The organism is Paenarthrobacter sp. (assembly GCF_031180005.1).
Classification (GTDB): Bacteria; Actinomycetota; Actinomycetes; order Actinomycetales; family Micrococcaceae; genus Arthrobacter.
Map to the genome: position 1 here is coordinate 77,420 of NZ_JAPSHI010000002.1, position 12,310 is coordinate 89,729.

Consider the following 12,310-nt stretch of genomic DNA (forward strand, 5'->3'; position numbering starts at 1 on the left):
CCAATTTTGTCAAAACCCCCTGTTGACAGACTTGAAGTAACGCGGGTAACCTAGGTCACATGCTCAACAAGTAACGCGCGTTACCAACAGCGTTGCCTGTCGATCAGCCAGTCAGAGATTGCCTGGCACCACACTCGGACCAAGAGCACCGGAGCATTCAATGGCGAAAACCACCCCTGGCGAGGCCGTACCTGTACGGCAACGGGGAGTCACCATGAAAGACGTCGCCAAACATGCCGGCGTCTCCCGGACTGCAGTCTCGTTTGTACTGAGCAACCGTGAAAATGCCAGTATTTCCGAGGAAACCCGCACTCGGATCAACCACGCTGTGCAGGAACTGGGTTACAGGCCCAACGCCGGTGCCCGTGCGCTGGCATCGCGGCGCAGCGATTGGTACGGGATCGTGACGGAAATCGTCACGGCACCGTTCGCCGTCAACATCATCAAAGGAGCCCAGGACCAAGCCTGGCTTGACCGTCGGTTCCTGCTCATCGCGCCCTCCGACCAGGCCGATGCCGTAGGACCCAACCAGGGCCTGGAAGATGCTGCAACTGAAAAGCTGCTGGAACAACGAGTGGAAGGACTTCTCTACGCAGCTACTTTTCACCGGGGCGTCCACGTTCCGGCGAGTGCCAATGAAGTACCCACCGTGTTAATCAACTGCTTCGATGCAGACGGTAAGCTTCCCTCGATCGTCCCTGACGAGCGTGGGGGAGGCAGGATCGCCGTCGAACGTTTGCTCCAAGCCGGCCACACCAGGATCGGCGTCATCAACCTTGACCCGGTCATCCCGGCCGCAGTGGGGCGATTGAAAGGTGCACGCGAAGCACTGGCCGTCGCCGGACTGGAGCTGGACCCGGAACTGGTGGTGTCCGGATATGCCACGGCCGACGGCGGCTATGAAGCCGCTTGCCGGATCCTGGACCGCTATCCACAACAGGACAGGCCAACGGCACTGTTCTGCCTCAATGACCGCATGGCGATGGGCGCATATGACGCCATCAAGGAACGGGGCCTGACCATCCCCGGGGACATCGCCGTGATCGGCTTCGACAACCAGGAACTCATCGCGGCCTACCTACGGCCAAAGCTGACTACGGTTGCGTTGCCCTTCGAAAAAATGGGCGCCTTAGGTGTCCAAACCCTCGCAGCACTAACAGCAGGACAGCCGATCATTGCCGACCAGCAACTGGTCGACTGTCCGCTGCTAGAACGCTCTTCGGTCTGACCGCGAAATCAACGTCGAAGAGCAAACCCCTTACCCACCCCTTCACCTTGCTGATGAAGACAGGAAAGAGATAACCATCATGACACAACCCCGATATTTCAGGGCTGCCCGGATGACGGCGGCAAGCCTTGCAGTGGGCGCGATGCTGCTCACCGGCTGCACGGCCAATGTCACCAAGACAAGCACTTCCGACGCCGGAGCGAACGCCAGCGCCTTCCTCACCATCCCGCGTGAGGACATGGGTACGTTCGTGCAGAACTTCAACCCGTTCGCTCCCACAGTGAACCCGATGGTCCAGCAGTCCATTTACGAGTCCCTCCTGATCTTCAACCCGGCCAAGGGAGACACGGTGCCGTGGCTCGCCACCGAGTGGACGGCGGCCGAGGATGGCAAGTCGGTCACCTTCACCCTTCGTGATGGTGTGAAGTGGTCCGACGGGCAACCCTTCGTCGCCGACGATGTTGCCTTTACGTTTGAACTCCAGAAGAAGATCAAGGGCGGCTTCGAATATCTGGACACCGTCACGGCGGAGGGCAACCAGGTCACGTTCAACTTCAACAAGCCGTGGTCGCCGGCCCTTTACGACGTCGGCCAGCTCGTCATCCTGCCCAAGCACGTCTGGTCCGCTTTGCCGGACCCGGAAAAGGACGCAAACGCCAAGCCGGTGGGTACCGGTCCCTACACCGAGGTGGACAGTTTCCAGGCCCAGTCCTTCGTGCTGACGAAGAACCCCAACTACTGGCAGCCGGAGAAGCAGAAGATCGCCGGGATCAAGATGCTCGCGTTTGCAGGAAACGACGGCGCCAACCTCGCCGCCGCGAACGGTGACGTGGACTGGGCTCCGCAGTACATCCCGAACATCGAAAAGACCTTCGTTTCAAAGGATAAGGAACACCGTCAGTACTGGTTCCCGGCCACCGGTGCCATGATCAACTGGCAGCTCAACACCACCAAAGCTCCGTTCAACGACGTTGACGTTCGTAAAGCGCTGAGCATGGCCGTGGACCGCGAACAAGTCACCAAGATCGGTATGAGCGGCTACGCCAAGCCGGCGGACTGTACCGGACTCTCCGGCAACTACGAGACCTGGAAGAACGCCGCGGTCAAGGACAACTGCACGTGGACCAACCACGATGTGCAGAAAGCCAACGAGCTTCTTGACAAGGCGGGGTACGCCAAGGGAGCTGACGGGAAGCGCACCTTCAAGGACGGAAAGCCCTTCGAATTCAAGATCTCCGTAGGCGCAACTTCCTCCGACTGGCTGTCTGTGGCCAACGTGATCGCACAGAACCTCGCAGACGTCGGCGTGACTGCCAAGGTGGAATCTCCGGACTGGGCTGCAGTGGTTGCAGGCTACGAGACCGGCGACTTCGACTCGGGAATCGTCTGGAGTGCCAACGATCCCAGCCCTTATAAGTACTTCAACACTTCCATGGGCACGGCCACTGTGAAGCCGGTAGGCACCAAGACGTTCGATAACTATCACCGCTTCGGCGACACCAAGGCCGATGCCTTGCTGGCCGACTTCGTCGCAGCAGCAGACGAGTCCAAGCAAAAGGACATCGCCAACAAGCTCCAGGAAGAGTACAACGACGTCGCGCCGCTGGTGCCGCTGTTCTCCGGCCCTGAATGGGGTGCGTTCAACGACACCCGCTTCACCGGCTGGCCCACCGAGGACAACCCGTACGCCACGCTCTCCGTCCGTTCACCCACAACGGTGCTGATTCTGACCACGTTGGAACCGCGCAAGTAGTTCCCACCTCCACCGCCTGCCCGGCGGGGCCCTAAACCCCGCCGGGCGTGTGCCCCCACTTTCCGCAATTCCCGAATGGAGGGAAACCGTGCGCTTCATCCTGCGCCGTCTGGGTTTCTACCTGATCGCCTTCTGGGCATCCATCACCCTGAATTTCCTGCTCCCGCGTTTCATGCCCGGAGACCCCGTGTCCCGCATGTTCGCCCGCTCCCAGGACCGAATGCAGCCCGAACAGATTGAGGCCCTGCGCAAGCTGCTGGGTGTTGATGATCGGCCCATTTGGGAGCAATACATCGACTACCTGCACAACATCTTCACCGGGCAGATGGGTGTTTCCATCTCCCGATTCCCCACCCCGGTCACCGAGGTCATTTCGTCCCAGATCGGCTGGACACTCCTGCTCGGCGGAACCGCTCTGGTGATTGCCGCCGTCGTGGGCAACTTGCTGGGTATCCTCGCCGCTTGGCGGCGTGGCGGCGCGATCGACTCCGCGCTTCCGCCGGTGCTGGTTTTCATCGGCTCGTTCCCGTACTTCTGGCTTGCCATGGGTGCGCTTTACCTGTTCGGTGTGGTGCTGGGTTGGTTCCCGATCCGGCATGCGTTCACCGACGGTTTGGAGCCGGCGTTCACTTGGGAGTTCATCGGCGACGTCGGCGCTCACCTGGTGCTGCCGGCGCTGACGATTGTGCTGGTTTCCATCGGCGGTTGGATGCTGGGCATGCGAAACACCATGATTGCCACGAATTCCGAGGACTACATCACCATGGCCGAGGCCAAGGGACTCCGCCCCGGCCGCATCATGCTCCGCTACGCAGCACGCAATGCCATGCTCCCGTCGGTAACGAGTTTCGGCATGGGACTGGGATTCGTGGTGGGTGGTGCGCTCCTGACGGAGGTGGTGTTCGCTTATCCCGGCGTCGGCTACCAACTCCTCAACGCCGTCCAAGGCCTGGACTATCCGCTCATGCAGGGCCTGTTCCTGACCATCACTGCCGCTGTGCTGCTTGCCAATTTCCTGGTGGACATCCTCTACGTCCGCCTCGACCCGCGCGTGCGCAGCAACTAGAGGACCGACCATGACAACCGCACTTCTGAAGCAGCCAACTCAAACCCCGGCTGCCCGCAAGCCCAACCGCAGCTTCGTCCACGGCCTCCTCACGAACAAGAAAGCGCTGACGGGCATGGCCGTGATGTTCATCTTCATTGCACTGGCCCTGCTGGCCCCCGTGCTGTTCCCGGGCGACCCTTCGAGGATCACCGCGATGGCCTCCCTGGAACCATCCGCCGAACATTGGCTGGGTACCACCGCCAAAGGACAGGACGTGCTCGCACTGACCGTCCACGGCTCACGAAGTTCCCTTTTCGTGGGGCTGACCGTCGGATTGGCGTCCACTTTCATCGGCATTCTGGTGGGCCTCGCCTCCGCGTACTTCGGCAAGTTCATCGACGAAGCCCTGTCCTTGGTCACCAACGTCTTCCTGCTGCTGCCCGGACTGCCGCTGCTGGTCATCCTGGCCGCATTCCTTCCGCCCGGCCTGGGCACCGTGATCCTGGTACTCGTGGTCACCGGCTGGGCCGGCTCGGCACGTGTCCTTCGCTCACAGGCGTTGTCCATCCGGTCCAAGGACTTCGTGGCCGCGGCCGTGGTGTCCGGCGAACGGGCGGGGCGGATCATGTTCCGCGAAATCCTGCCCAACATGGCCTCGATTGTCATGGGCACCCTGCTTGCCTGCGTCATTTACGGAATCGGCGCCCAAGCGGGCCTGGAATTCCTGGGCCTCGGCGATGTCAGCACGGTGTCCTGGGGCAACAACCTCTTCTGGGCCGGCAATGAGGGCGCACTGCTCACCGGCAGTTGGTGGGTGTTCGTACCTTCCGGTGTCTGCATCGCGCTGGTGGCCTTCGCCCTTGCCCTCATCAACTACGCCGTGGATGAGGTCACCAACCCGCGGCTACGGAAAATCAAAGCACCTAAAGATACCGAAAGGAGCGCCGGCAAATGACCATTTCCCAAGTTTCCTTCGGCTCCCATGAACCCGTCCTGGACGTCAAGGACCTCACCGTTAAGTACATCGGCGACACCCGCTCAACCACCGCCGTCGACCGTGTTTCCTTCAGCATCGGCACCGGCGAGGTGTTTGGGTTGGCAGGGGAGTCCGGCTGCGGGAAGTCCACCATTGCCAACTCGATCATGAGGCTCCTGAAGGATCCAGCGAAGATCGCAGGCGGCAGCATTTCCTTCGGCGGCAAGGACGTCCTGGCCATGAGCCCGGAGGAGCTGCGGCGCTTCCGCTGGCAGGACGTTGCAATGGTCTTCCAGTCGGCCATGAACTCACTCAATCCGGTGCTGACCATAGGCGAACAGATCGTGGACATCTTCACCACGCACGCCGGCTACTCCCGCAAGGAATCGCTGCGGCGTGCCGGTGAACTGCTGGAACTCGTGAGGATCGACCCGGCACGGCTCAAGTCCTATCCGCACCAGCTCTCGGGCGGCATGCGTCAGAGAGCCGTGATTGCCATGGCGGTGGCGCTAAAGCCGTCACTGTTGATCCTGGACGAGCCCACCACCGCACTGGATGTGGTGGTGCAGCAAGAGATCATGGCGCAAATCAAGGAGCTCCAGCGTGAGCTCGGCTTCTCCGTCCTCTTCATTACGCACGACATGTCCCTCATGGTGGAACTCTCGCACCGCATGGCCGTGATGTACGGCGGGCGGATCGTGGAGACCGCAAAAGCCCAGGACGTCTACGCCAACCCTCGCCACCCCTACACCCAGGCGCTCATGGGCGCGTTTCCGCCGCTCACCGGTCCCCGCGTTCCGTTGACGGGACTGCCCGACGGCGTGAAGTTCCGGAACATCCCGGACCTCACCGAGGTAGCACCCGGCCATTTCGTGGCTCCGTTTGGTGCCGACACTCCCGCGGTTGATTCAGCAAACCTGGAAGGAGCTGCACGATGAGCCACTCACTCGTGACCCCACCGGCCGTGGCCGGCACCGGCACCCCGGCACTTGAAATCCGCGGTCTGGGGAAGTCATTCCCCGTTGGCGGGCTTTTCTCCCGCGATTCCGTCCGTGCCCTGCATGGCGTCGACCTGAGCATTGGTCGCGGTGAAATCGTGGCGCTTGTAGGGGAGTCCGGTTCCGGCAAGAGCACCCTGGCCCGCTGTGTCGCGCGGCTCGAAAAGCCGAGCTCCGGTGCCATCCTGATTGACGGCGTCGACGTCCTTAAACGAGATCGTTTCCAAGCATCGCGTGCATTTCGCTCGCAACTGCAGATGGTGTTCCAGGACCCCTTCGGCTCATTGAACCCGGCCCACAGGATGGACCATTTCCTGCGACGGTCGTTAGCGATCCACGGCAAGAGCGGTGGCTCCGAGCAGGAGACCCAGCGGCGGCTCGCAGAACTCATGACTACCGTGGGCCTGCAGGCTGACATGCTTAACTCCTATCCGCACGAGCTGTCCGGCGGCCAGCGCCAACGCGTTGCCATAGCCCGGGCCCTTGCGGTTGAACCGCAGGTCATCCTGGCCGACGAGCCCACCTCCATGCTGGACGTTTCTGTCCGGATCGGTGTGCTGAACCTGATGCGGAAGCTCCGCGACGAGCAGGGCATCTCCATGCTCTACATCACCCACGACCTCGCGTCCGCCCGCTACTTGGCGGACCGGACGGCGGTGATGTTCGCCGGTGAGCTCGTTGAGGAAGGGGAGTCCCTGGACTTGCTGTCCAATCCTGCGCACCCCTACACGCAACTGTTGGTTTCGGCCGTACCGGACCCCGCCCGGGCAGGCTCGTACGACCCCGTCCGCAGGGCCGAATTGCGGCAGGCGGTCATGGCCTCAACGCACTGCGCGTTCCACGGCGATCCGCACCAAGCATGTTCGGCCGAAAAGCCCGTTCGCCACCAAGTTGGAGATCCCGCGAACCGTCACTGGGTGCGCTGCCACCTTTACCGGCCGTGGGCAGCTGCCGGCGGCCACGCCTTGGCCGCCGAACCAATCCAATCCAGCCAACCGGCGTCGAACGCTCAAGAAGAGGCTTCCGCATGACTGAACTGACCCATCCGCTCGCCACCGTTCCACGGGACGAGTTGCTGTCCCGCGCCGAGGCCGACCCCCTCCGTCCACGATTCCATTTCGTGTCACCGGCGGGCTGGCTCAACGATCCCAACGGCGTCAGCCAGTGGAACGGCACGTACCACCTTTTCTATCAGTACAACCCTGAGGGTGCTTTCCACCATCGCATCCAGTGGGGGCATGCCGTCAGCACCGACCTCGTCACGTGGACAGACCTGCCCGTTGCCTTGGAACCGTCCGCGGGACCGGACGCCGATGGCTGCTGGTCGGGGGTATTGGTGAACGACGGCGGCACGCCCACCTTGGTCTATTCAGGGCGCCTGGACGGGCGCGAGCTTCCGTGCGTTGCCGTGGGATCCCCGGACCTGCAGGAATGGACCAAGGACCCCGGGAATCCCGTGATTGCGGCCCCTCCCGTTGGTGTGGAGATCACTGCTTACCGCGATCACTGCGTATGGCGCGAAGGCACCAAATGGAGGCAGTTGGTGGGGTCAGGCATCCGTCACCGCGGCGGAACGGCGTTCCTGTACGAGTCTTCAGATTTACGGTCCTGGGATTACATCGGGCCGCTGTTCATCGGCGATGCTTCGCAGGGTGATCCCACGGACACTGACTGGACCGGCACCATGTGGGAGTGCGTTGACCTGTTCCGTGCAGGACAGGGTTCGTTGGGTTCTGCCCCTGCGGACGACTCGCCGGATGTTCTGGTCTTCTCCGCTTGGGATGACGGCGAAACCCGCCACCCGCTGTACTGGACCGGCCGTTATGCCGGGGATACCTTCGAGCCGGAGGCGCTGCACCGGCTGGACTACGGAGGCCGCTTCTTTTACGCACCGCAGTCTTTCCAGGATGAGTCCGGCCGGCGCGTCATGTTCGGCTGGATGCAAGAAGGCCGAAGTGATGAAGCAATGGTGGAAACCGGCTGGTCGGGTGTGATGAGCCTGCCGCGGGTCACCACCATGGGCAACGACGGAACCCTGGAGTTCGCGCCGGTTCCCGAAGTCGAGAAGCTGCGCCGAAACCACGTCAGCGTCCCCGGCCAGGTGCTGGTGGGGGCTGGAAGGTCCCTCGATAGCGGTGTGACCGGCAACCAGCTGGACCTTGAGTTGGACGTGCAACTGGCACCTGGTGCGGAGGTTCGTCTCGGCGTGCTCACGTCGCCGGACGGTGCCGAGGAGACCGCGATCGTGCTGAGCCGGGCCGCCGATGGAACCCCCGTCGGCACTCTCCGCTTGGACCGTACCCGCAGCAGCCTCGACCCTGCCGTCGATGTGGAGGACAAGTCCGGACCGGTTCCGATGACGGACGGTCGAATCAACCTGCGCGTGGTGGTGGACCGGTCCACCGTCGAAATCTTCGCCAACGGCAAGCCCCTCACGGCCCGTGTCTACCCGACCCTCGGCGGCGAGCGCGTGACACTGGCCGCCACTGAAGGTTCGGTGCGACTCCTTTCTTTCGACGCCTGGACTATGGCTGGGATCTTTGAAAGCAGCCGGAGCCTCTTGCCGGAAGGGAAGTAGACCCATGGAAAAGTCATCATCGGTCTCTCGCCGTGGGCTGCTGACTGGCGCCGGAGCGGTCGCGTTGGGTGGATCGATTGCTCTCTCCGTATCCACAGTGCAGGCTGACTCCTCGGGGCCGGCTTTGGCAACGGGTGGTTCACCCTCGAAAGGAAGATCCCGGATGCGGCCGGCCTACCACTTCAGCGTGCCAGACAACTGGAAAAACGATCCCCAGCGCCCCATCTACCTGGATGGGGAGTACCACTACTACTACTTGTACAACTCTGACTACATCACTGGTGGGGGTGGCACGTCATGGCGTCGGGCCACCACCACCGATCACGTCGCCTTCCGGGATCGTGGTGTCGCTATCCCGAAATTCAGCAACAGCAACGGCGATTGCTGGTCCGGATGCGTGGTGGTGGATGATCGAAATACCGCAGGGTACGGAGCGGGCGCGGTCATAGCACTTGTTACCCAGGCGCCGGAGGGCCGCCAAGCCCAGTATCTTTGGTACTCAACGGACAGGGGTCGCTCATTTCAGCCGGGGGGCTCGGCTCCGGTGCTGCCCAACCCGGGAGTGCACGATTTCCGCGATCCCAAGGTGATCTGGGACGAGGACCGAGGGCGATGGTTCATGGCCAACGCTGAAGGGCAAAAGCTCGGTTTTTACACGTCACCGGACCTGCGGTCCTGGGCGCGTGTTGGTGATTTCCTGCGCAACGATTTGGGGCTGCTCGAGTGCCCTGACCTCTTTCGAATGACGGCCGACGACGGCACCTCGCGTTGGGTTCTCGGTACGAGTGCGAACGGCAAGGGCCGAGGACTGCCTGCGACGTATGCCTACTGGACCGGAGCGTTTGATGGCAGTTCTTTCACCCCGGACCATGACGAGCCGGAATGGCTCGACTATGGCTTCGACTTCTACGGTGCAGTGACCTACCCGCATCATGTCGCATCGGGTGCTGAGGACCCAACCCTCCGCCGGGCGATCGGCTGGGCAAATTTCTGGGACTACCCCCACAACACGCCTACCTTGGCAACTGACGGCTACAACGGCGATGACATGATCGTCCGCGATGTCCGGCTCAAGCGTGGAAAGGATGGTTACTACCTTGCCTCCGCCCCTACGTCTGCGCTGGCTGACCACGTGAAGCGCACGCACCGGCTGGGCGATGTTGCGGTTGCCGGCACCCATGACCTGACGATCCGGTCGCTCGCCTACGACCTCACCTGCGAGTTGGTGTGGGATCCTGCCGCGCCGCCGGCCAATCTGGGGCTGGAGGTATGTCGTGCACCAGGCGGAGGCAGGCATGTGGCCGCGGGTGCCTTCCTCCCCGGACCATTCACCTACGTCAATCGCCGCCCCACCATCAACCCCACCGCGGGCGAAACCCAAACACCGGTGGACCCCTCCACCGGGCGCCTGGGCATCCGCATCCTCGTGGATCGCACCAGCGTGGAGATGTTCATCGGGGATGGGCGTGTGGTGCATTCGCACCGGGTCTTCCCGCTTGAAGGCGATGACGGCATCCGCCTCTACGCCCATGAAGGAGCGGCCACGTTCCGGGACCTGACCATCCGTGAATTAAGGGTCACGCCATAGCCCCGGATGTCCGGGTCCTTCGTAGGAGTTGAAGGTGCTAGTGGCCTGCACCGAGTTTGCCGCCGAGGCGTTGGCGCATGATGGTGCTGGCTTCGTTCAGCCCTACAATCTTCACGTCCTTGCCGTGCTGGTGGTATTTCTCGGTGATCGAGTCCAAAGCTGCGATGGTGGAGGCGTCCCAGAGGTGGGAGGCGTGCATGTCGATGATGACGTGGTCCGGGTCCAGCGCGTATTCAAACTGTGTGTAGAGGTCGTTGGAGGAGGCGAAGAACAGTTCACCGTCCACCACATAAGTGGCGGTTTCCTGGCCGTTCACGCTTTTCACGGTTCGTTCTACTGTGACGAAGTGGGCCACTCGGCGAGCGAACATGACCATGGCTACCAGAACGCCGACGCCGACGCCGATGGCGAGGTTGTGGGTGGCAACGGTGACAATGACGGTGGCTAGCATGACGAGGGTTTCGCTCTTGGGCATCATTTTCAGTGTGCGGGGGTGGATGCTGTGCCAGTCGAAGGTGGCCCAGGAAACGAAGATCATCACGGCCACGAGGGCGGCCATGGGGATAAGCGAGACGATGTCTCCGAGGGCGACTACGAGGATGAGCAGGAAGACACCGGCGAGGAAGGTGGAGATGCGGGTGCGTGCCCCTGAGGCTTTGACGTTGATCATGGTCTGGCCGATCATGGCGCAGCCTCCCATGCCGCCGGTGAAGCCGGTGACGATGTTTGCTACGCCTTGTCCCCAGGCTTCGCGGGTTTTGTGGGAGCGGGTGTCGGTGACGTCATCGACGAGTTTTGCGGTCATCAGTGATTCCAGCAGACCTACGAAGGCCATGGCCAGGGCGAACGGGAAAATTACTTGCAGCGTTTCGAGGCTGAAGGGCACGTTCGGGATGAACAGAGACGGCAGCGATTCGGGCAGATCGCCCTTGTCGCCTACGGTCGGAACGGCAACAGAGGCCAGGACCGTTATTAAGGTCAGGACTACGATCGCGACCAGCGGGGCGGGGACGACATTGGTCAGTTTCGGCAGGCCGAACACGATCAGCAGCGCCAATGCCACCAGCGGGTAGACCAGCCAGGGGACTCCGAGCAGTTCCGGGACCTGCGACATGAAGATCAGAATGGCCAGCGCGTTGACGAACCCCACCATGACCGAGCGTGGGATGAACCGCATCAACTTGGCCACGCCTGACAGGCCCAGGATGATCTGGAAGATCCCGGCGAGGATGACGGCGGCGATGAAGTAGTCCACTCCGTGGGATTTCACCAAGGGTGCGACGACGAGGGCGATGGCGCCGGTGGCGGCGGAGATCATGGCCGGTCGCCCGCCAACGAAGGCGATGGTCACTGCCATGGTGAAGGAGGCGAACAAACCGAGGCGCGGATCCACGCCGGCGATGATCGAGAACGCGATCGCTTCGGGAATCAGTGCCAGTGCCACGACCAGGCCGGCAAGGACCTCTGTTTTGAGCCGTTTGGGCGACTTGAGGGTTTCCCGGACAGACTGCAGCTGCTCGGGCGTGAATGCCGGGGCATCCGTGGCTGGTTTAACGGCCAATGCTGGCTCCGTTTCATGCTCAAGAAGACACGCCTGAGCGGCTTCGTATGTTTGGGGGAAACTGAGGGCGCACCGCAGCGCCGTGAATGAGAACGCCAGCAACTAGGCTTGTACGTCTACACCCATTTCCCCAAGTCTACCCTAACGTAGCGGTAGAGTTAGTTCGGGCAACGCAGGAGGTCTTTCATGACGGAACGGATCAGCAGCCGCACCATGCATATTGGTGAACTGGCCGAAAGGACCGGGCTGTCCCTGCGGACCATCCGCCACTACGACGAGGTGGGACTCCTGCCGGCTACGGGCCGCACCGATGGCGGGTTCAGGGTCTATGCCGAGAATGACGTCGAGCGCCTGACCCTGATCAAGCAAATGAAACCCCTGGGCTTTTCCCTGGAGGAAATGGCCGAAATTCTGGAGATCCTTTCAGCATTGGAATCCGGTAGCGGAAGCGGGGCCGGCCAAGTGAAACTCGCCGAGTTCATGGAAAAAGCCAGAGGCCAGCGGGCAAAGATGGCCCGGAACCTATCCCAGGCTGATGAGTTCATTGAACGGATGGGTAAAAACACCTGAGTCAGTTGTT

The 12,310-nt window shown here is 62.0% G+C and carries 10 protein-coding genes; 9 read left to right on the forward strand and 1 reads right to left on the reverse strand.

Annotation, left to right across the window (positions count from 1 at the left end):
* Positions 1-160: 160 nt before the first annotated feature.
* The 8 genes from RIF72_RS02675 to RIF72_RS02710 all read left to right on the forward strand — a co-directional run bounded on the left by RIF72_RS02675 (position 161) and on the right by RIF72_RS02710 (position 10,169).
* Positions 161-1,228, forward strand: a complete 1,068-nt coding sequence (locus RIF72_RS02675) for a LacI family DNA-binding transcriptional regulator (protein ID WP_309073321.1) — start codon at positions 161-163, stop codon at positions 1,226-1,228.
* A 79-nt stretch (positions 1,229-1,307) separates the two neighbouring features.
* Positions 1,308-2,981, forward strand: coding sequence for an ABC transporter substrate-binding protein (locus RIF72_RS02680; protein ID WP_309073322.1), 1,674 nt, complete (start codon positions 1,308-1,310; stop codon positions 2,979-2,981).
* Between the two features lie 88 nt (positions 2,982-3,069).
* A complete protein-coding gene (locus RIF72_RS02685) occupies positions 3,070-4,047 on the forward strand; it encodes an ABC transporter permease (RefSeq protein ID WP_275779180.1) in 978 nt (325 codons plus the stop codon).
* A 10-nt stretch (positions 4,048-4,057) separates the two neighbouring features.
* Complete coding sequence (locus tag RIF72_RS02690) at positions 4,058-4,984, forward strand: ABC transporter permease (protein ID WP_309073323.1); 927 nt, start codon at positions 4,058-4,060, stop codon at positions 4,982-4,984.
* Positions 4,981-5,943: an ABC transporter ATP-binding protein gene (locus RIF72_RS02695; RefSeq protein WP_309073324.1), complete on the forward strand. Its 963-nt coding sequence runs from the start codon at positions 4,981-4,983 to the stop codon at positions 5,941-5,943. Before RIF72_RS02690 ends, RIF72_RS02695 begins: the two co-directional genes overlap by 4 nt.
* Complete coding sequence (locus RIF72_RS02700) at positions 5,940-7,034, forward strand: ATP-binding cassette domain-containing protein (protein WP_309073325.1); 1,095 nt, start codon at positions 5,940-5,942, stop codon at positions 7,032-7,034. The genes RIF72_RS02695 and RIF72_RS02700 overlap by 4 nt, the downstream gene beginning before the upstream one ends.
* Complete coding sequence (locus tag RIF72_RS02705) at positions 7,031-8,581, forward strand: glycoside hydrolase family 32 protein (protein WP_309073326.1); 1,551 nt, start codon at positions 7,031-7,033, stop codon at positions 8,579-8,581. Before RIF72_RS02700 ends, RIF72_RS02705 begins: the two co-directional genes overlap by 4 nt.
* A gap of 163 nt (positions 8,582-8,744) precedes the next feature.
* Complete coding sequence (locus RIF72_RS02710; protein ID WP_309073483.1) at positions 8,745-10,169, forward strand: glycoside hydrolase family 32 protein; 1,425 nt, start codon at positions 8,745-8,747, stop codon at positions 10,167-10,169.
* Positions 10,170-10,206: 37 nt separating this feature from the next.
* On the opposite strand, the gene RIF72_RS02715 is transcribed toward RIF72_RS02710, so the two are convergent.
* Positions 10,207-11,730: a SulP family inorganic anion transporter gene (locus RIF72_RS02715; protein WP_309073327.1), complete on the reverse strand. Its 1,524-nt coding sequence runs from the start codon at positions 11,728-11,730 to the stop codon at positions 10,207-10,209.
* A 186-nt stretch (positions 11,731-11,916) separates the two neighbouring features.
* Between RIF72_RS02715 and RIF72_RS02720 the strand changes: the two genes are divergently transcribed.
* The gene (locus tag RIF72_RS02720) at positions 11,917-12,300 is read left to right on the forward strand and encodes a MerR family transcriptional regulator (protein ID WP_309073328.1); all 384 of its coding nucleotides are present in this window, start codon (positions 11,917-11,919) and stop codon (positions 12,298-12,300) included.
* Positions 12,301-12,310: the final 10 nt, after the last annotated feature.

Bases quoted from the DNA above. Each gene is read 5' to 3' on its own strand.
- RIF72_RS02705 (WP_309073326.1), top strand. From the start codon at position 7,031: ATGACTGAACTGACCCATCCGCTCGCCACCGTTCCACGGGACGAGTTG.
- RIF72_RS02710 (WP_309073483.1), top strand. From the start codon at position 8,745: ATGCGGCCGGCCTACCACTTCAGCGTGCCAGACAACTGGAAAAACGAT.
- RIF72_RS02675 (WP_309073321.1), top strand. From the start codon at position 161: ATGGCGAAAACCACCCCTGGCGAGGCCGTACCTGTACGGCAACGGGGA.
- RIF72_RS02720 (WP_309073328.1), top strand. From the start codon at position 11,917: ATGACGGAACGGATCAGCAGCCGCACCATGCATATTGGTGAACTGGCC.
- RIF72_RS02695 (WP_309073324.1), top strand. From the start codon at position 4,981: ATGACCATTTCCCAAGTTTCCTTCGGCTCCCATGAACCCGTCCTGGAC.
- RIF72_RS02700 (WP_309073325.1), top strand. From the start codon at position 5,940: ATGAGCCACTCACTCGTGACCCCACCGGCCGTGGCCGGCACCGGCACC.
- RIF72_RS02680 (WP_309073322.1), top strand. From the start codon at position 1,308: ATGACACAACCCCGATATTTCAGGGCTGCCCGGATGACGGCGGCAAGC.
- RIF72_RS02690 (WP_309073323.1), top strand. From the start codon at position 4,058: ATGACAACCGCACTTCTGAAGCAGCCAACTCAAACCCCGGCTGCCCGC.